This window comes from Vibrio sp. RC586 (genome assembly GCF_000176715.1).
Classification (GTDB): domain Bacteria; phylum Pseudomonadota; class Gammaproteobacteria; order Enterobacterales; family Vibrionaceae; genus Vibrio.
On record NZ_ADBD01000013.1, the window covers coordinates 670768 to 690613 of the forward strand.

General features: G+C 46.2%; 21 protein-coding genes and 1 tRNA gene. 8 read left to right on the top strand and 14 right to left on the bottom strand.

What is annotated here, in order from left to right:
- Nucleotides 1–10: 10 nt before the first annotated feature.
- The 10 genes from VOA_RS02475 to VOA_RS02430 all read right to left on the bottom strand — a co-directional run bounded on the left by VOA_RS02475 (nt 11) and on the right by VOA_RS02430 (nt 8587).
- A complete protein-coding gene (locus tag VOA_RS02475; protein ID WP_001225054.1) occupies nt 11–1096 on the bottom strand; it encodes a flagellar basal body P-ring protein FlgI in 1086 nt (361 codons plus the stop codon).
- Nucleotides 1097–1186: 90 nt separating this feature from the next.
- The gene (gene flgH / locus VOA_RS02470; RefSeq protein ID WP_000826212.1) at nt 1187–1963 is read right to left on the bottom strand and encodes a flagellar basal body L-ring protein FlgH; all 777 of its coding nucleotides are present in this window, start codon (nt 1961–1963) and stop codon (nt 1187–1189) included.
- Nucleotides 1964–1986: 23 nt separating this feature from the next.
- Entirely contained in the window at nt 1987–2775 is a 789-nt protein-coding gene (flgG, locus tag VOA_RS02465; RefSeq protein WP_001182093.1) for a flagellar basal-body rod protein FlgG, read from the bottom strand.
- Nucleotides 2776–2794: 19 nt separating this feature from the next.
- A complete protein-coding gene (locus VOA_RS02460) occupies nt 2795–3544 on the bottom strand; it encodes a flagellar basal body rod protein FlgF (protein ID WP_000373288.1) in 750 nt (249 codons plus the stop codon).
- Between the two features lie 180 nt (nt 3545–3724).
- Nucleotides 3725–5029 carry a flagellar hook protein FlgE gene (flgE, locus tag VOA_RS02455; RefSeq protein WP_000120469.1) on the bottom strand — a complete coding sequence of 435 codons (1305 nt, stop codon included), beginning with the start codon at nt 5027–5029 and terminating at the stop codon, nt 3725–3727.
- A gap of 28 nt (nt 5030–5057) precedes the next feature.
- On the bottom strand, nt 5058–5765 hold the full coding sequence (flgD, locus tag VOA_RS02450; protein ID WP_000907398.1) for a flagellar hook assembly protein FlgD: 708 nt from the start codon (nt 5763–5765) through the stop codon (nt 5058–5060).
- A gap of 17 nt (nt 5766–5782) precedes the next feature.
- Nucleotides 5783–6199, bottom strand: coding sequence for a flagellar basal body rod protein FlgC (gene flgC, locus VOA_RS02445; RefSeq protein WP_009356150.1), 417 nt, complete (start codon nt 6197–6199; stop codon nt 5783–5785).
- 5 nt (nt 6200–6204) lie between these two features.
- On the bottom strand, nt 6205–6600 hold the full coding sequence (gene flgB / locus VOA_RS02440) for a flagellar basal body rod protein FlgB (protein ID WP_001007977.1): 396 nt from the start codon (nt 6598–6600) through the stop codon (nt 6205–6207).
- Between the two features lie 222 nt (nt 6601–6822).
- A complete protein-coding gene (locus VOA_RS02435) occupies nt 6823–7650 on the bottom strand; it encodes a protein-glutamate O-methyltransferase (protein WP_000125383.1) in 828 nt (275 codons plus the stop codon).
- A gap of 10 nt (nt 7651–7660) precedes the next feature.
- Nucleotides 7661–8587 carry a chemotaxis protein CheV gene (locus tag VOA_RS02430; protein WP_000145781.1) on the bottom strand — a complete coding sequence of 309 codons (927 nt, stop codon included), beginning with the start codon at nt 8585–8587 and terminating at the stop codon, nt 7661–7663.
- Between the two features lie 56 nt (nt 8588–8643).
- Here VOA_RS02430 and flgA point away from each other — a divergent pair, with 56 nt between their 5' ends.
- The 3 genes from flgA to VOA_RS02420 all read left to right on the top strand — a co-directional run bounded on the left by flgA (nt 8644) and on the right by VOA_RS02420 (nt 10348).
- Entirely contained in the window at nt 8644–9411 is a 768-nt protein-coding gene (flgA, locus tag VOA_RS0118680; protein WP_000742767.1) for a flagellar basal body P-ring formation chaperone FlgA, read from the top strand.
- Between the two features lie 129 nt (nt 9412–9540).
- Entirely contained in the window at nt 9541–9864 is a 324-nt protein-coding gene (gene flgM / locus VOA_RS02425; RefSeq protein ID WP_000907268.1) for a flagellar biosynthesis anti-sigma factor FlgM, read from the top strand.
- Between the two features lie 58 nt (nt 9865–9922).
- Nucleotides 9923–10348 (top strand): flagella synthesis protein FlgN, encoded by a 426-nt coding sequence (locus VOA_RS02420; RefSeq protein WP_000729362.1) that lies wholly within the window; start codon nt 9923–9925, stop codon nt 10346–10348.
- Nucleotides 10349–10444: 96 nt separating this feature from the next.
- Here the strand turns inward: VOA_RS02420 and flgP are convergent, their stop codons facing one another.
- On the bottom strand, nt 10445–10879 hold the full coding sequence (flgP, locus tag VOA_RS02415) for a flagellar assembly lipoprotein FlgP (protein ID WP_000834981.1): 435 nt from the start codon (nt 10877–10879) through the stop codon (nt 10445–10447).
- 10 nt (nt 10880–10889) lie between these two features.
- A complete protein-coding gene (locus tag VOA_RS02410; protein WP_000759067.1) occupies nt 10890–11525 on the bottom strand; it encodes a FlgO family outer membrane protein in 636 nt (211 codons plus the stop codon).
- A 159-nt stretch (nt 11526–11684) separates the two neighbouring features.
- Here VOA_RS02410 and VOA_RS02405 point away from each other — a divergent pair, with 159 nt between their 5' ends.
- The 3 genes from VOA_RS02405 (at nt 11685) to VOA_RS0118685 (ending at nt 13594) form a co-directional block, all read left to right on the top strand.
- Entirely contained in the window at nt 11685–12818 is a 1134-nt protein-coding gene (locus VOA_RS02405; RefSeq protein ID WP_000739484.1) for a flagellar assembly protein FlgT, read from the top strand.
- Nucleotides 12819–12856: 38 nt separating this feature from the next.
- Nucleotides 12857–12933: transfer RNA gene (locus VOA_RS02400), tRNA-Arg, on the top strand.
- 154 nt (nt 12934–13087) lie between these two features.
- On the top strand, nt 13088–13594 hold the full coding sequence (locus VOA_RS0118685) for a hypothetical protein (RefSeq protein ID WP_001126722.1): 507 nt from the start codon (nt 13088–13090) through the stop codon (nt 13592–13594).
- 102 nt (nt 13595–13696) lie between these two features.
- Here VOA_RS0118685 and VOA_RS02395 read toward each other — a convergent pair whose 3' ends face one another.
- Together VOA_RS02395 and gltX are read right to left on the bottom strand one after the other, a co-directional pair.
- Nucleotides 13697–14662, bottom strand: coding sequence for an OmpA family protein (locus VOA_RS02395; protein ID WP_000731539.1), 966 nt, complete (start codon nt 14660–14662; stop codon nt 13697–13699).
- Between the two features lie 295 nt (nt 14663–14957).
- Nucleotides 14958–16382: a glutamate--tRNA ligase gene (gene gltX / locus VOA_RS02390; protein ID WP_009356153.1), complete on the bottom strand. Its 1425-nt coding sequence runs from the start codon at nt 16380–16382 to the stop codon at nt 14958–14960.
- Nucleotides 16383–16582: 200 nt separating this feature from the next.
- Between gltX and copA the strand changes: the two genes are divergently transcribed.
- Both copA and VOA_RS02380 read left to right on the top strand, forming a co-directional pair.
- On the top strand, nt 16583–19303 hold the full coding sequence (gene copA, locus VOA_RS02385; RefSeq protein ID WP_001105684.1) for a copper-translocating P-type ATPase CopA: 2721 nt from the start codon (nt 16583–16585) through the stop codon (nt 19301–19303).
- Between the two features lie 8 nt (nt 19304–19311).
- Nucleotides 19312–19752 (top strand): DUF411 domain-containing protein, encoded by a 441-nt coding sequence (locus VOA_RS02380; RefSeq protein WP_000830505.1) that lies wholly within the window; start codon nt 19312–19314, stop codon nt 19750–19752.
- Nucleotides 19753–19846: the final 94 nt, after the last annotated feature.

Genomic DNA, 19846 nt, shown 5'->3' on the forward strand with positions numbered 1-19846 from the left:
GGCTGACTCCTTAAATAATGATCAGTTGGCCTTCAATGGCGCCCGCTTGTTTCAATGCTTGCAGAATCGCCATTAAATCGGAAGGTGCTGCACCCACTTCATTCACTGCACGCACCAGTTCATCCAAAGTGACACCAGGCTCGAGCTTAAACATTTTGCCTTGTTTCTCGGTCACTTCGATACTGGAGTTTGGCGTTACTACAGTTTGCCCACCTGCCAATGCATTCGGCTGGCTAACATTGAGATTCTCTTTGATAGCCACTGTCATACCACCGTGGGTAACTGCCGCGGGTTTAAGGCGTACGTTTTGCCCAACAACTATGGTGCCAGTGCGTGAGTTTACGATGATTTTTGCCGCACTTTCAGCTGTATTGAATTCTAAGTTTTCAATGGCAGACAAGAAGGCCACTCGCTGACTCAAATCACGTGGAGCACGTACTTTGATTGAAGCGGCATCCACCGCGGAAGCCATTTGTGGCCCTAAAAACTGGTTCACTGCATCAGCCAAACGCTGCGCGGTGGTGAAGTCGGATTCAAATAAGTTAAAAGTGATGTAATCGCCACGGCCAAATGGATTCGGCACTTCACGCTCAACAATCGCACCACTGGAAATCATGCCAACAGTTGGGTTGTTACCGACAATTTTTGACCCATCCGCACCGGTTGCACTAAAACCACTCACCACTAAGTTACCTTGTGCCACGGCATAAACTTCCCCATCCAGACCTTTCAGGAAGGTTTGCATCAAAGTGCCACCGCGTAAACTTTTTGCCGAGCCGATTGAAGAAACTGTGATATCGATGGTTTGACCTTGCTTAGAAAATGCCGGTAGATCAGCAGTCACAATCACAGCGGCAACGTTTTTGGTCTTTGGCTTAGTGCCAGGAGGCAATTGAATGCCGAAGTTTTGCAGCATCGCGTTAAAGCTTTGATCAGTAAAGGGCGTTGATTCCCCAGTCCCCGGCAAACCGGTCACTAAGCCGTATCCCACCAATTGGTTACTGCGCACACCGGCAACCTGCGCGACATCCTTGATCCGTGCCGCCTGCGCACTGGAGGCCAACAACATCATCAATAAAATCGTGAATTTTCTCATGGTGGATTTACCTTACTCTCTAAAACAACAATGAGGCCAAAGGGCCTCACCGTTCACTATGCTGTCAAAAAACTAGCCCAGCGGATCGACTTATAAAGAGACATTAAAAAATCGTGCCAAGAATCCTGGTTCTTGCATATCTTGATTGGTTCCCGTACCTGAATATTGAATTCGTGCGTTGGAAATACGGTTAGAAGCAATCGTGTTATCGAAGTCAATGTCATCAGGGCGAATCGTTCCACTTAAGCGGATGTACTCATCCCCCGTATTTAAAGTGAGCCATTTTTCCCCACGGATCACTAAGTTACCGTTAGCCAATACCTCAATGACTTCCACCGTAATCGAGCCTGACATACTGTTGCTTTGGTTCGCAGCGGCGCTGCCGGTAAATTTATTATCGTTTTTGAGGGCGTAGGAAAAATTGTAGTCTCCCACAGTCAAATCTTTGCCACCTACGGCGAGAGGATCCATCTTCGAATCATTTTTCTTTTTCAGATCCGCATCCGCACTTTTTGCCGCTTTCGTGCTCTCATTTAAGGTAACGGTGATAATGTCACCAATGCCACGTGGCTTAGAATCATCATACAAATTGTTATTGTTGGCCAAATTAAACAGAGAACCTGTTTCAGCCGCATAGTGCTCTGGTTTCGCTTTCGGGTAAATCGGCGCCCACGCTGGGTCATCCGCCACAGGATCGGTTCGATTACGCAGTGCATCGGTTAAGCCCGAGTTGCTCTCTGATTTATCACCTTCCACTGCATCAACCGTTGTTGTGCCTTGAATGGTCTCTGCAGACTCAATAGGAGGCTGCACTAAGCTACAACCAGAGAGCAGAATGAGTAAACCCGAAGTCAGTAGACGTTTCATAGCGGCCATCTCTTAATTAGCAATTACAGTTGCTGATTCACAAAGCTCAGCATCTTATCAACGGCAGAGATCACCTTGGAGTTCATCTCATACACGCGCTGTGCTTCAATCATGTTCACTAGCTCTTCCGTTACATTCACGTTAGAGGTTTCGAGCATGGATTGGCGAACATCACCTAAACCATCTAAGCCGGGTACCCCTTCTTGTGGTTCACCACTAGCCCCTGTCGGCAGGTAGAGGTTTTGGCCAATCGGCTCTAAGCCTCCTGGGTTAATGAAGTCAACGGTTGTGATTTGCCCAAGCACTTGGTTATCTTGCTGACCACGCACTCGTACCGACACTTCACCATCGTTACCAATAGTGATTGAAATCGCGTCTTCTGGGATCACAATCTCAGGCTGTAAACGATAGCCGGAGCCTGAAGTCACAATTGCACCTTCATCATCTAAGGTGAACTGGCCATTACGGCTATAGGCAATGTTGCCATCTGGCATCAGGATTTGGAAAAAACCATCACCTTCAATCATCATATCCAAGCTGTTGGACGTAGTTTGCGCGTTGCCGTGAGTGTGAACCTTTTGAGTTGCCACAACTTTCGAACCCGCGCCTAGCATTAGACCACTTGGCAAACGCGTGTTTTGCGAAGATTGCGCACCAGGCTGGTTAATGTTTTGGTAAAACAGATCTTCAAAAACTGCGCGGCCCTTTTTAAAACCAATGGTTGAAGCGTTGGCAAGGTTGTTTGAAATTGTGGCAATGTTGGTTTGTTGGGCATCTAAGCCGGTCTTACTGACCCATAGTGCTGGTTGCATACCTGACTCCTACCTTAAATTAGCTGGTGCGTAACAGTGAATCGGAAGATTTATCCATCTCTTCCGCGGTACTCATCATCTTGACCTGCATTTCAAACTGACGTTGCAAATCAATAAGACTGGTCATTTCACCAATCGCATTCACGTTACTGCCTTCCAATGCTCCGGTAAGAACTTTAACGTTCGCATCGGCTTCAAATTGCATGTTGGGGTCCGTAGCGCGGAACAAGCCATTCACATCTTTAAACAGCGCCTGATTACCCGGACGAACTAACTTGATACGGTCAACCACTTCCATCGCATCCGCAGGCGCACCTTGTGGGCGAACCGAGATTGTACCATCACCACCAATTTCAACTTTTGCCAGAGGAACGGGTAGCGTGATAGGGCCACCCGTTTCGCCTAATACCGGATGACCATTGCCATTAAGCAATAGACCGGTTTCATCGATGCGTAGGTTGCCGTTACGCGTTAGACCCTCTTTGCCAGTTTTATCCAACACAGAGATCCAACCTTCACCTTGAACTGTGATATCGAGATCTCGGCCGGTAGTGATCACACTGCCTTGGGCAAAGTTATTTCCCGGACGCTCAGTCATACTAAATACGCGAGTTGGGAGCCCTTCACCATAAGCTTGCATTGAACGAGCCTGTGCTAAATCCGCACGAAAACCCGTTGTGCTGACGTTCGCTAGGTTGTTTGCCCGTAGCTGCATCGCTTGCATATTTTGTTTTGCGCCACTCATGGCTAGAAACAATGCGCGGTCCATAATCTGCTCCCAAATCGTTAGTTAGAGCAGTTAAAGCAAGCAATGTGCCAACTTAATTAAATTATTAAAATCAGAGTGATAGACATGAACTTCGATAGGAATTACTGATTTTGCCGCGGCAATGGGGCAAAGAGGCAACCCCATTAAGCCATATTGCCGCTTACATGGGGTTGAAAAGGATTAACGAATTTGCAGGATGTTCTGTTGCAGCTGGTTATGAACTTCAAGCGCACGCGAGTTGGCCTGGAAGTTACGCTGAGCCGAGATTAAGTCCACCAGCTCTTGAGTCATGTCGATGTTTGACTGCTCCAGTGAACCATTACTGACTGAACCAAAAGAGCCTTTATTCGACTCACCCCAAATTTTATCACCCGAGAACTGAGTAGCATCCCACTGGGTTCCGCCTTTTTTATCCAATCCCTGCTCGTTAGCGACACGTACCAGTGCCACACGGCCGAGAGTGGTGTTTTGACCATTTGAATAAGTAGCAAGCACGCTACCATTTTCATCAAAGTCAATCTTGGTCAAGAAGCCTGTCGTCGCACCATCTTGGTCAAACTTGGTCAGTTCAAAAGGTGCAGCAAACTGGGTCGCGTTATCTAGGCTAAACGATAGCGTTTGTGTCGCATCGGCGCCGTTAAGATCCACAGGGTTTGCTCCTGCACCTAACGCTTCAGAAACAATCGGCTGACCATTGTTCAAACTGGCTAACGTGCCGTCATTATTAAACTTCATGGTATGTCCAACATGCCCTTTAGGGCTTGTTGCATCGCCACCAACGACATTAATCGGTTTCTCACCCGTTTTATCCGTTACCGTATAATAAGTCTGCCATGTATTGGCCTGAGTCATATCTTTTAGGTAATAGGTCGTCAATTTGTAAGGTTGCCCCATCGAGTCATAAATGGTCGATGAAGTAGTACGGTTATACGTTTCAGGATCCGTAATATCAAATAGAGCCGGATCTTTTAAATCACCGTTAGCTGGCAAGTTTGCCGCTAAGTCGATATTCGCGGTTTGTTTTGGCTTACCAAACTGAGGCGGAATATTGATTGGTTTTGGCTCGTAAGAAAGCACATCACCTGAATCAGGATTCACTTCATAGCCCAGCAGAAACTCATCGTTTGCCGTTACCATGTAGCTGTTCTTATCCAAGTGGAACGCACCATTACGTGTTAATTCGTTTTGTTGCGGTACCATTTTGTCTTTCGCTACAGCAAAAAAACCCGTACCGGCAATACGTAAATCGAGTGGGTTATTGGTATAAATGCTCGAGCCTTCGTGGAACTGTTGTGCCACTTTTGCCGCTTGTACACCTTGCCCTGGCGTTGTTTTCGCATTGGTAAATAGCGAAGTGGAATACACATCCCCAAACTCAGCACGCGACTCTTTAAAACCAAAAGTATTGGCGTTCGCAATGTTGTTACTGGTGGTATTCAAATCCATCTGCGCGGCGGATAAACCACTGAGAGAGATATATGACATGAGTAATTCTCCTATCTAGCTAGCGCAATCACGCTTTGCCTACTTCAAGTACTTCAGCAAGTCGAACTGGTGCATCAAAACCAGCCAGATTGAGGAGTACGTTACCATCGCCTTTGCCTAACAAAACGCTGTTGACGTTTGCATAAGTGGAGACTTCAAATTCTTTACTCTCCCCATCCTGCAAGCCAGACGCTTTTACTTTATATTTGCCACCCGGCAACGGATTTCCGCTTTGATCTTTTCCATCCCATTCGACACGGTTATCGCCAGCAGCTTTGGCGCCCACATCAAAGGTTCGTACCAATTGACCAGCTTCATTCTCAATACGGACGAATAAGTTATCGATCGACTGCGGCAATTTTACCATTGCCGCCATGCCTCCATCAGGCTTTTTCATACCTGCTGCACCGGGCACCAACACATCACGACCTACCAGTGATGAGGCTTGCAGTGCTTGGTTTGATGTCATCGACGAGTTGAGGCTCTCAAACTGAGTGTTCATCTTGCCAATACCATCTACCGTGGCAAAAGACGCCATCTGTGCAATCATCTGATCGTTGCCGACAGGTTTGAACGGATCTTGCTGTGCCAACTGCTTAGTCAGCAGAGAAAGAAAGTCTTCTTGTTTAAGGGACTTCTGCCCTGTCGTCTCATCCGGTTTTTTCTGCTCTTGAAGAGCTTTAAGCTGATCAATATAGGACAAGCCGCTTTGACCAACATTATTGATTCCGGCCATACGTTAACTCCTTATCCTCACTGACCCATCTGCAGCGTACGCAGCAGCATCTGTTTACTGGCATCCGCCACCTGCACATTGGTTTGGTATGAACGAGAAGCGGAAATCATATTCGCCATCTCTTCCATTACATTGACATTCGGCTTGTAGATGTAGCCTTCGTCATTAGCAAGTGGATGCTCTGGATTAAACTCAGCGACCAGCGGCTTATCACTTTCCACAATCCCAAGCACCTTAACGGGGACATTAGGTTCACGGTTGAAACGCGCTTTACTCAATTCCGCACCAAATACGGCGTGGCGAGCTTTGTAAGTATCTTTCGCTGAGCTACTAATACTATCGGCATTGGCCAGATTACTTGAGGTGGTATTGAGACGAACCGACTCGGCGCTCATCGCAGAACCTGTGACATTAAATACGCTGAATAAGCTCATCGACATTACTCCCCTTTAATCGCTTTGGTTAAGTTCTTAAATTTACTGCCTAAAAAATCCAATGAGGCTTGATGACGAATTTGGTTCTGCATAAACAAGTTACGCTCCAAATCTACATCCACCGTGTTGCCATCACCGGTATCAGGCTGTGTCGGCGTGCGGTAAAGAATTTCCCCACTCACCGTTGAAGAGGCAGGAATATGCCGACCATCGGTACGGCTAAGACTAATACTTGCCCCCGAACTTGCCGCTTGCAATGCCTTCTGGAAGTCCATTCCTTTTGCCTTGAATCCCGGCGTATTCGCTTGCGCAATGTTGGTGGCAATCACCTCTGAATTGTGCTCACGTACGCCCACCGTGTATTGGTGAATACCTAGGGCTTTGTCAAAAGAAATAGCCATGTTTACCTCTTCGATAAGAACTGACCGTTATTACTGAGATTATTTGCAATTAGCATACCAACTTTAAAAATCTCACCCAATGTACAGCGGTATAACAAACAGAGTGCAAACTCCACGCCAATCACATCACCATCAAAAAATGGTGTCTTTCTATCCGCTTTACCTTACGACTAAAACAAAAAGCCCAGCAAAAGCTGGGCAAAATGAGATGGATTAAATTTATTATTTGAGCTTATAAATGATGCCAGGATTGCAGCGCACCATTTCAAACTTATCAGTTAACCCAGTTAGTGACTCCGAAGCTCCCAGCAACAGATAACCACCGGGATTTAAGCTCGCAGCCATCTGATTGAGCACTTTAGATTTCATGTCTGGCGAGAAATAGATCAGCACGTTGCGGCAAAAAATGATGTCAAACTTACCCAATAATGAATAGCTTTCCATTAAGTTCTGCGGACGGAAGTTGACTAAACGCTTCACGTTGTCCTTGATCTTCATTCGGCCATCCCCCGCATCCTCAAAAAAGGCACGACGGCGTTCAGGCGACAACCCACGACCTAATGCAAGGTTATCGTAAATCCCCGCACGACACATATCCAACATACTGGCAGAAATATCGGTGGCGGTAATCGACACACTTGGCAACAATCCTGGCCGTTTTTGTTGTACTTCCAATATGGTCATTGCCATCGAATACGGCTCTTGCCCCGATGAACTCGCGGCCGACCAAATTTTTATTGGCCGTTTATTGGCTGCCATTTCTGGCAGCAACTTTTCAGCCAATACAGCAAATGGATAGGAATCTCGAAACCATAAAGTTTCATTGGTTGTCATGGCGTCAACGGCTGCTACTCGCAGATCGCGATTTCGTCCTGTCGCAACATCTCGCAACAAGTCAGACAACGAACTTAACTTGAATTTGGTGACGAGTGGACTTAGGCGACTTCGTACTAAATACTGCTTACTGTCACCCAGTACAATCCCGCACTGAGATTCCAGAAATCGGCAAAAGTCGCGATACTCTTGGTCGCTAATCGTTATAGCAGTCATTCATTTCTCTTTATTTAACTAGCGCAGCTTTCACCGCATTACCAAGCTCATCAGGGTTAAATTTCGCAATGAATGCATTTGCCCCAACTCTCTCAACCATGGCTTGGTTGAACACGCCACTCAATGAAGAGTGCAAAATAACATAAAGGTCTTTTAATTCATTGTGGCGGCGAATCTCTGCAGTCAAGGTGTAACCGTCCATTTCTGGCATTTCAATATCAGAGATCACTAGTGAGATTTGACTGAGAATTGGACCCTCTCGGCTCATTTCTAGCAGTTTATCAAAAGCATCTTTGCCATCTTTGGTTGCAATCACTTCGAAACCGATCGATTCAATCGCACGCTGCACCTGTTTACGAGCCACGCTAGAGTCATCCGCAATAAGAATGCGGCGAACAATTTCTTTTTCCTGTTCAACTTGAGCAATTTCCTGACCTATGTCCTTGGTCATAGCTTCGTTGACTGGAGCGATCTCAGCCAGAATCTTTTCAACATCGATAATTTCAACCAGTTCATTATCAATATTGGTGACAGCAGTCAGGTAGTTCGCTTTACCAGAACCATCCGGCGGAGGCAAAATTGCTTCCCAACGCATGTTAATGATGCGTTCAACCGAGCTCACCAAAAAGGCTTGAATGGTGCGGTTAAACTCCGCGATAACAACAAAACTTTTGTCTACATCAACGGTTGGTCGACCACCGATCGCAAGACTCAAATCGATGACAGATACGGTTTGCCCACGAATGTGCGCCACCCCTTTCACTAAACGGTGTAGGTTAGGCATAGCGGTCAATTTAGGACATTGCAGGACTTCTTTAACTTTGAAAACGTTAATACCGTATCGCTGACGGCCGTTAAGACGGAAAGTTAATAGTTCTAATCGGTTTTGACCGACGAGTTGCGTACGCTGATTCACAGAATCAAGAATACCCGTCATAAGCTCATCTCCATCTCAAACTTTTATCCAAAAAAAGTGATAGTCTACTACAGGCTATGAAGAAACCAGAGAAACAAAAAATGCTCCAGAAGATCGATCTCCATCCGCATTTCATAACTAAGTGTAGAGCTTTCTGTGAAATATTTTATAGCTTTATCGGCTTTTTATTATTTTTCTTTAGTCTAGCGGCAAATTCAGCCACTCCAGAGCAGCTTTCAATGATAAGAGAAGCCGCGGAAAATCACGTTCTCAGCACGGTGGACATGCCGTCAGGTGGTGAATTAGTCGTTAATGCCGCAAATGTGGATGATCGTCTTTACGCAACAGATTGCCCAGAACCTCTCGCTACCAGCGCATCATCAAGCAATGGTTCAGCAGCTAATATCACGGTACTGGTTGAGTGCAAAAGCGATAACTGGCGTATTTATGTGCCTGTTCGCCTTACCATCACCATACCTCTTCTCACTGCGGCAAATCCACTGAGTCGAGGGCAAATGATTTCTATACAAGACGTTACGATAAGTATGGTAGATCTGTTGCGTTTTAGACGGCAAGGTTTTTCCACACCGGACACCGTCATTGGTGCAAAAATCAAGAAAAATGTTCGCGTGGGCGATGTGATTGAACAAAGCGATGTCTGCATTGTCTGCCGCAATGAAAGTGTTGTCATCAAAGCGGGGAGATCTGGTATGTCGATCACAACCAAGGGGACTGCAATGTCCGATGGCGTCATTGGTGAACAGATAAAAGTGAAAAATGACAAATCTAACCGTATAATTGATGCACAAGTCAGTGGTGTGGGTGAAGTCACCGTTGCATTTTGATAGCTCTAACCTGCTTATCAGAAAAACTTGTGCGAAGTGATTTTCTATTTGGTTAAAAAATCGCTAAAGTTCTGACCTTCGTGGTCGATATTGACAGTACACGTTAAAGTTTATTGAAAAGGCTCATCTATGGCAGGTATTGATAACATACGCACAGGACAGTCGTTAAACACGACCAGCCGTACTAATGTGCGTTCTTCTGATGCGAGTAATTCTTCTCCTCAATCCGGTGCAGTTTCACGCTCATCGGCAAATGGTCAAGATGCGGTGTCACTTAGCTCACAAAGTAAAGCGATTGGCGAAATGCACAACGAAATGGCATCAAGACCCAGTTTTGACAGTGCGAAAGTTGCAGCAATCAAAGAAGCAATCGCCAACGGCTCATATGTCGTTGATCCAGATAAACTGGCCGATAACATGATCAAATTCGAAAAAGAGCTAGGTGGCTTCTAAACTGAGGCAATCAACTCAGAACTTGTAACAGAACGTGCGATAAACAGGTGGTTGAGTTATGGCAGCACTAAAAGATTTGGTTGAGTTTCAGCTTAAAAATGCACAAGAGTTAGTCGGAGTGCTCGAAGCTGAGAAAATCGCGATCACTAACCGAATTTCTGTCGATATCGAATCCATCGCCAAACAAAAGCTCACTTTAGTCAATCAACTGCAACAGACTGATCAACGAATTGCCAAGCATCCACATGTCGCGAGCCTGACAGAAGATGCTTATCTTAACGACTTGGTGAGTCAGATCCGCAGTATCATTCTCGATTGCCAGCAAGCTAACCAGATCAACGGTGACGCTTTGGCTCGTGCTCAGTTAAGCTTCAATAAACTTAATAATCTGATGCAACAAAGCCATGGCAAAATTGGAATGACTTATAGCGCCACGGGTAAAACACATACCATTTCGACGTTGGGCACTAATATCAAAGCATAATGGTATTCGTCGTCTATCGTCACCATGATGGATAGAAAAGTAAAAGCGGCAATCATTGCCGCTTTTTTAATTCTGGAGATGGGAGAGAGGTGAGAATTAGAATAAGGTCATCTGACGTTTTTCGGGAACTTGCTGAACTTCACCGTAATCACGCATTTTATCCATTTTACGGATATCAAGCCTAAGCTCAGTCACATAACTGTCACCAACTTTATAGCTGCGCACGACTTCCGCACCACGAATCACGCCATCAACTGCTCCTGCCGTCAATTCGGTACCAAGGCGTTGATCTTGCAGTTCCGCACGACCACTTATACGCATACCGTACACTTGCTCGGCTAATTCACGGTAAGCATCAATCTTTGATGCTCGCATCGCTCGAACTTGCTTCTCTTCATCATTGCGTCCTTTTTGCTCGCTAATGCTGGCATAACCAACTGCTGTTAACCAATCATCTGGGCGCATGGTTTGTAATGGCTGACATCCAGTCATCAATAAAACAGCAATAAGGAGTAATAAACCTGATTTCATGTTATTTCTCCTATGGACGCAAAATGACAGTATATGGCTGAGTCATGGTTGGATCGGAGCGAATCAGCACCCCATCCTGAGTGCGAATACTATTTAGAGTATCCAGATCTCGGCCTATACGATCAGCAGGCAAAAAGCCTTGCGCGGTAGCCACCACGATGCGTGATTGCATTCCCACCACACGAGCGTTAACTATTACCCCACCTTCTTGGCGCAACATAGTACCAGTGAGCACATACTGCACTTCCTGCTGTTCTGATAAGTCTTTCCAGTCACGGCTAAAGGCAAAATCACCTTGTTGTGTCACCTGGATAGAACCTGTTGTTTTGAAATCGACCACTTTAAATCCACGACGCTGGAATTGGTGGATAAAACCTTCTGAGACAGAGTTGCCGAGCCAATTGGTGGTATCCATATTTTGTAGATCGACAAATGAGGTCACTGCAATCGGGGTACGAGCTGTGATGCTAGTATTGGAAAGCATCAAATCTTCCGTCAAGCTCTCAACAAAGAAATCCAACGTGTGACGTGGACTCTCCATCAACATAAACTGTGAACCATTGTATGGTTCTTTACCGTTATAAATCGGGGCATAGGCACACGAAGTCAATAAGACAACGGGTACTAAGGAAAGCCATTTTTTCATTCTCTTCATCTCCAGATATACTATGGCGCGCGTTTCAGCCTCTCACTCGATTAAACTGGAACGCTCCTTGCTTTTCTCAATCTATCAGTATTAGGAATTGCAATGCCTACATCAGTTAGGATTTGAAAAGCAAAATTTATACCCACTTGGGATATTACGATGAAAAAAAATATTTTATCTATCATTTCAGCACTTTGCATGAGCCTCTATCTTCAGGTAGCTCATGCAGCTTGGTACGAAGTGACAGGATCTGCCGCCATAGTTTCTTCAGAAGAAGTGGCACGCTTACATGCACTGGAAGACGCTTTATATAAAGCGGTGAATTTTGCCGGGGCAGATATTGGCAGCATCAGCAATTTAATGCCGCTTCTGGAAGCAGATCGCCGTGAATACTTATTCTCCAACCATGAAGTGCGTTACATCTTGATTGAAGAACGGAAAAATATTAACAACGTTATGTACGTACGCACCCGTATCGACATTTACCCATCGGCAACGGCTTGCCACGCTGAGCAATACAAGAAAACCATGCTGATAGGAAACATTGATCTTGCCTCTCCACAACAAGCTGTGATGGGACAGATTTATCAACTCGGTGATGATTTCGCACAAGTGATCAATCGTCGTCTAGAACAGGAGTCTCGCAGTTTTGTTTCTGTAGGGACGACTCAATATGATATTGACCCTAAAGCACCAGAGCGCATCAAGATGATCGCCCAAGATGCAGGTGCTCAATACATTATCGGCGGCGTAATCACCGATTTAACCGCAACCATTGAGCAAAAAACACTGAAAGACGATCTCATAAACAGACAGTTTGCCATGGAAATCAATGTGTTTGATGGAAAAACGGGTAACGAAGTGATGACGCGAACTTATCGTGAAGTGGCACGTTGGCCATTCCCTAAAACCAGCCAAATTGATACTCGTAGTGCTCGTTTCTGGGCATCGACTTACGGCGAGATGATGCTGCGTGTAAGCCGCAATATCATGCTTGATCTCGAATCTGAGATTTCCTGTAAAATTACACTGCCACAGGTGATTGCTAAATTTGATACCACGGTGACAATGGATCTCGGACGTATTCACGGCGTGCAGCAAGGTGACAAACTTCGACTATGGCACACTGGTGCATTCATTGATCAGCAAGGTTTGCCACGCAATAAAGTGACGCAAAGTGAAATTACGTTGACGGTATCTCGAGTTTACGAACATGAGGCAGAATTAACGGTGGATCAACCTGAGCTCGCTTATAGCATTCAAATTGGCGATGTAATGCATAAGCAGCTTTAACAAACCCCATGAAGTGTCCAACTGGGCACTTCTTCTCCGCTCACGTGGCACAGCCGGATAGCGCAGCCCCCTCCTAAGGGGCAGGTCACAGGTTCAAATCCTGTCGGGAGCGCCATATTTCTCAATCAGTTAGTTTTTCACAAAGAATTTGTCTTACTTTGTTGCCACACTCCAGTGTCAATCTTAGGTCATTCCTTACGCTGATTTCTTCTCGTGCTAGATAAAATCTTCTACTATTACTATTAACAGTTTTATCCATAAAGCACGACATGCCGAAAAGTAATCTTGAAACCAACACCGGACATCGCTTTATTTCAAAAGCGAAGACCGCGTATAAAATTCATATTCATAGTCCTGATGATACGGTCTTGCATCGTTCGGTTGGTTTTGTTCGACTGGGTGAAAAGAAAGGACTCAAGAAAGCGATTCTGCTTCGCAATCAATTGGGCTCTGAAATGTGGGGGAAATTTTGGCGGCAAATCCTCAAGGACCCGTTCTTGATGACGCGACTACCACACAGCCTAGAACCCAAAATCATCCATAAACCTCGCCCCACTCAGGATAATCCTGACGCCAGAGATGCTTGTTATATTGCGGCATGGCGAGAATATGATGAACGCGGAAAATGTCATTTCCGAAGCGTGGTGTGCTCTATTAACAAACACGGTAAATTAGCCGCCTACACTAGAACCAAAAAAGCCCTGTTGGCAGCCCATAAAGATTGCCTCGATATTTTGGTTTACATGGGACGTTTGAACAGTATCGATCTGAAATAAGCCAACGACCTCTCCTATCTCCATCTCGACATACTTGCTACATCGAGAAAAACAAAGGCCCTTACGGGCCTTTGTAGAGTGAATCTTTATAATGACCGTAAATTACTCAGTCACTTGGTACTGGAATTCTGGGATCACTAGCTCAACACGGCGGTTCTTCTCACGACCTTCTGCCGTTGCATTAGAAGCGATTGGGTTGCTTTCGCCCTGGCCTTTAGCCGTGATGCGAGAAGCTTCGATACCCTGAGCTTCCAGAGCTTTTGCTACTGCTTGAGCACGTTTCTCAGACAGTTTTTGGTTGTAAGCATCTGAGCCAGTTGAATCGGTGTGGCCAACAACTTCAACGGTTGCTTGTGGGTATTGTTTTAGGTAACCCACTAGCTTGTCGAGTTTTGACTCCATTGCTGGTTTCAACTGAGCACTGTTGTTAGCAAACGTACCACTGTCCAAGTGTTGGAAAGTGAATGTCTTCGTTACTGCCACTTTCTCTACTGGAGCTGCAACAGGTGCTGGTTCAGCTGGACGCTGTTCAACCACTGGAGCAGGCTCTTCGCTGCCACCAAATTTGTACACAACACCCAATGTCGCACTTTCTGCGCTAGCGCGTACGATATCGTTGTTAATGTCAGTTAGGTTTTGGTATTCCAAACGCATAGTAACGTTGTTGTTGGTGTTAAATTCCAGACCCGCTGCACCTAAGTATGAGTAGTCTTCTTGGCTGCCGTAATCAACAAAAGCACCACCGAATTTACCATAAAGCGCAATACCTTCTGTGAGAGGTAGGCTAACTCTTGGTGCTAGCGTATACGCTTGTACCTTCTCATCTGCCAATCCTGCAGCGGTGAATTTACCTAAGTAATCGTATCCCGCTTCGATAGAGAGCCATGGGTTTGCTTGGTAGCCCAGAAACGCACCAATTGCTTTATCATCCTCATCACAAGTTTGACCAGCTTGACATGCGTCATCCAACCAAGATTTACCGACCTTACCTCCGACATACACCTCTGCCACTGCTGCAGAAGAAGCAAAAAGTAACGTCGCTGAAATAATTGCCGCTAGCTTTTTCATGATATTTCCTTTTTTCATTATGATTATCGTCCTGAGCCATTGATTAACTCATGACCGTTCAAAAAGGTTTGCTCTTGCTCGAGTCATAAGGCCTTTTTGTTGGCATCACTATAGCGGATGAAATGAAAAGAAAAAGAGCCTTTCGGTTATTATTTTGTCACGTCTTTGCTAAAAATGAGAAAAAACTAAAACACAAGCCGTTAACTTAATACCATTGGACTATCGGCAAATTTCAACAAATAATAAAAAAGCCGCAGTTTATTCTGCGGCTTTGGGTTTTTATGCAATTAATTAGTTATGCATTCACTTCTCGAGTCTCAATATAAGCTAATGCCATTTTGATACGTGCAATTACACGCTCTTGACCGATAAGGTTCATAACTGCATCCACAGAAGGTGATTGACCACCACCTGTTACTGCAACACGCAGTGGCATACCGATTTTGCCCATGCCGATCTCAAGCTCTTCACATACTTGCGCGATCACTTGGTGCAGCGCTTCTGTATTCCATTCAGTCAGAGCTTCAATCTTGCTCAGAGCCAGCATCAATGGTTCTTTCGCTACACCACGAAGATGTTTCTTCGCGGCATCAGCATCAAACTCAGCAAAATCTTCGTAGAAGTAACGTGACTGCTGCGCTAGCTCAACTAGGGTATTGCAACGCTCACCCACTAACTTCACCACTTCAGCTAATGCAGGGCCAGTCGCTTTGTTAATGCCTTGATGATCAAAATGCCACTCAAGGTGTTTCGCCACATACTCAGGTTCTGAAGTCTTGATGTAGTGGTTGTTCAACCATAGCAGTTTGTCAGTGTTAAACGCTGACGCTGATTTTGAAATTGCGCCAAGGCTGAATAGGTTGATCATTTCATCGCGAGAGAAGATCTCTTGGTCGCCATGTCCCCAACCTAGACGCACTAAGTAGTTCAACAGCGCTTCTGGCAGGTAGCCGTCATCACGGTATTGCATCACAGAAACCGCGCCATGACGCTTAGATAGCTTGGCACCATCATCACCCAAGATCATTGCACAGTGTGCAAACGTTGGGATAGTTGCACCCATTGCTTTATAAATGTTGATCTGGCGTGGCGTGTTGTTGATATGGTCTTCACCACGAATCACATGGCTGATACCCATATCGACATCATCCACTACCACACAGAAGTTATAGGTTGGAGTGCCATCAGTACGACGGATGATCAGATCATCCAGTTGGTCGTTACGGATTTCGATGCGGCCACGAATTTGGTCATCAAAAACTACGCTACCCTCTTTCGGGTTGCGGAAACGGATACAGCAAGGTTCGCCTTCTTTCGCTGCTTCATTGACCGCTTTGATTTTTGGATGATTCGCATCGTAGCGCGGCATCTCTTTGTTCGCTTCTTGCTCAGCGCGGATTTCATCCAATAGCTCTTTCGGGGCATAGCACTTGTAGGCTTTGCCTTCAGCCAACAGCTGATCAATCACTTGGTTGTAACGGTCAAAACGTTTGGTTTGGTAGTATGGACCTTCATCCCATTCCAAGCCTAACCAAGTCATGCCTTCAATGATGGCATCTACCGCCGCCTGAGTAGAGCGTTCTAAGTCAGTATCTTCAATACGTAGAACAAATTCGCCGCCTTGGCTTTTTGCATACAACCAAGAATAGAGTGCTGTACGCGCACCACCTACGTGCAGATACCCAGTTGGACTAGGCGCAAAACGAGTTTTAACCGTCATTTCAATTACCTTTGTGAGATTCTTTTGCTGAGTGCTCAGCATGCGAAATTTTGGGCGGTATTCTAACACCCGAGTTGGCGCGATGCTACGCACGATTTTCGGCAAGTTCACACTCACCGAAATGAGTGTGAGAAGTAAGGGTTGACCTTACCTTAAGGTCAAGGTTTATCCTTATTCTCATTCCAATGGGAGGAATGAAAATGAACTATTTTGCCTTACCTCTGCGTGGCCTAAATTGCATGGGCTGTGCTCGAAAATTGGAGCGCCAACTCAATCAAGATCTCACCCTCGAGATCGAAACGCTGACGCCAACCTCAATTGAACTGCATACCAATGCCTCCTTAAATGAGGTGCTCACCAGTATTGAATCGCTGGGTTATCAAGGCGGCACTGAGCAAACATATCAGCTACAAGGTTTAAATTGTGGTCGCTGTGTGAATAAACTGACCACGCACCTCAACGCGCAGGCAGAAATTGCCAAACTGCAAGTCAGTAAAGATCAGCTTTCGCTCGTCACAACCTTAACCGCTGAACAAGTGAGAGCGCTGGTGGCGGAAGTGGGCTATCAGGCTATAGAAGCAGAACAAGAATCAACATTCACGCCAGCAGCCTCTATTGATGAGAAGAAAATAGACACTCCTGATGCTGAAAACTCCTCGAACACAGAACTAACTGAGGCTTCTAGCCAAACGCTCTCTCTTCTAATTAAAGGGATGACCTGCGCCAGTTGTGTGGCATCGGTGGAAAAAGCCCTGCTTTCTGTTGAGGGAGTGCAGAGTGCGCAAGTTAACCTCGCAGAACAAAGTGCCTTGGTAAAAGCCAATTTCGCCAATCCGCAACCACTGCTTAACGCCATTCAAAGTGCAGGCTACCAAGCTGAGATCTTAGATGACCCAGCGCAGCAACAAGCTAAACAGCAAGCGCAACTCGATGCTTTACAAAAAGAGCATAAACAGAGTGCCTTATTGGGTATCGCTCTGGGTGCGCCTTTAATGCTGTGGGGCGTGTTTGGCGGCAACATGATGATCCGCAACAACAGTGATCAAATGGTATGGGGGGGAATCGGCGTCATCTGTTTCGCACTGCTGCTCACCGCCGGACGCCACTTCTTTATTAATGCGTGGCAAGCACTGACTCATGGCAGAGCGACAATGGATACTCTCGTCGCATTGGGTACAGGGGCTGCTTGGTTTTACTCCATGCTCGTGGTGGCTTGGCCGCAAGCGTTCCCTGATGCAGCGCGTCATGTGTACTTCGAAGCAACGGCAATGATCATTGGTTTGATTTCATTGGGTCATTACATTGAAACCAAAGCCAAAAGCAATACTAATCGCTCACTGCAAGCCTTACTTAACTTACAACCACAGCAAGCAACGTTGGTGACTGAACAAGGCGATCAATCCATCGCTGTCGCGGATATTCAACTGGGGATGTCACTGCGCATCAAACCCGGAGAGCAAGTTCCTGTCGATGGTGTGGTCAGTACGGGCCACTCCTATCTGGATGAGTCCATGCTCACCGGTGAGCCGATTCCAGTTCTTAAAGAAGCAGGCGCGAAAGTCGCAGCAGGCACGTTGAACCAAGATGGCAGCTTAGTGATCACTGCTACTGGCATTGGTTCGGAAACTATGCTGGCTCGTATTATCCAGATGGTAAGACAAGCGCAAAGCAGTAAACCTGCGATTGCTCGTTTAGCAGACCAGATTTCGTCCGTCTTCGTCCCTGTCGTGGTGTTCATTGCCATCCTGTCTGCCGCACTTTGGTATCTGTATGGCCCAGATCCTAAAGCCAGTTACATGTTAGTCGTTGCGACGACTGTGCTGATCATCGCCTGCCCTTGTGCTTTGGGGCTTGCCACCCCGCTCTCCATTACCGTGGGTATTGGCAAGGCGGCAGAGATGGGGATTTTGATTCGCGATGCCAATGTACTGCAAACTGCAAGTCAGGTAGATACCGTCGTATTTGATAAAACGGGGACTCTGACCTTAGGCAAACCGAGTATTCAATCACTGCATGTCATGCAGGGTGATGAAAACCAATTACTTGCCCTAGCCTATGCCCTTGAGCAGCAATCTGAACACCCACTGGCTAAAGCGATCTGTGATTACGCGAAACAGCGCAATATTAGCCCTGTGGACATCAGCCAATTCACTAACCAACGTGGGCGTGGACTATCGGCCGATTACCAAAATCAAACCGTGCTTGTCGGCTCATTGGCTTTTATGAAAGAGCAAGGCATTGATTTGTCTATGGCTGAATCGACTCTAGAACAATTTGCAGCACAAGCATGGACTCCGGTTGCAGTGGCTTATCGTGGTATGTTGCAAGGTCTATTGGCGATTGCCGATCCGATAAAACCCACCTCAGCACAAGCGGTACGTAAGCTCAATGAGCTTGGAATTCATACCGTGATGCTGACTGGCGACCACGCTTCGGTCGCGAATGCCATTGCCAAAGAGCTCGGTATCTCGCAAGTGATTGCGCAAGTACTGCCAGACCAAAAAGCGCAGCACATTCAAGCTTTGCAACAACAAGGCCGCAAAGTGGCTATGATTGGTGATGGTATTAATGATGCCCCAGCTCTGGCACTTGCCGACATTGGTATTGCAATGGGTAGTGGCAGTGATGTGGCGATCGAGAGCGCACAGATGACACTTTTGAACTCATCGCCAACGAGTGTGGTCAGTGCGATTGAGCTTTCTCAGGCCACCGTTCGCAATATGAAGCAGAACCTGTTTGGCGCATTTATTTACAACACGCTTGGCATTCCTATCGCTGCGGGTGTACTTTACCCGGCTTTTGGATTTTTGCTTAGCCCAGTTATCGCAGGAGCTGCGATGGCGCTCTCCTCCATTACCGTAGTCAGCAATGCCAATCGACTGCGCTGGAGCAAAATTTCTTTCGACCAACATTCTCAATGAGGTAAATCATGAAACGATCAATTATGACACTCGCCCTATTTGCAGCTTTTTCAGGGCAAGCGCTTGCCGTTGATGTAGTGAATCACAAATCACCTTACTGTGGTTGTTGCACCGAATGGACCAAACACATGGAAGAAAATGGTTTTACGGTTAAAGAAGTCCTGCATGACGACATGAATGGGATTAAGCAACAACTTGGGGTAAAACCAAAACTGGCCTCTTGCCATACCGCAGAGATCGGCGGTTATGTCTTTGAAGGTCACATTCCAGCGCAAGACATTAAAGACTTTCTGGCTAACCCACCGAAAAATGCGAAAGGGCTCGCGGTTCCGGGAATGCCAATGGGTTCACCGGGCATGGAATACGGCGATAAGAAAGACAGCTACGCGGTATACGCCTTTAATGAGCGCGGCCAAGTGTTTGAATACCGTTTCCATAAAGGAAACTGATCTCTCCTTTTTATCGAAGAGAATAAAGGGCTAGACACAAAGCGCTGTCTCATAACTTTTTCTTCTAGAAAAAGACAAAAGAAAAGCCTCCGCA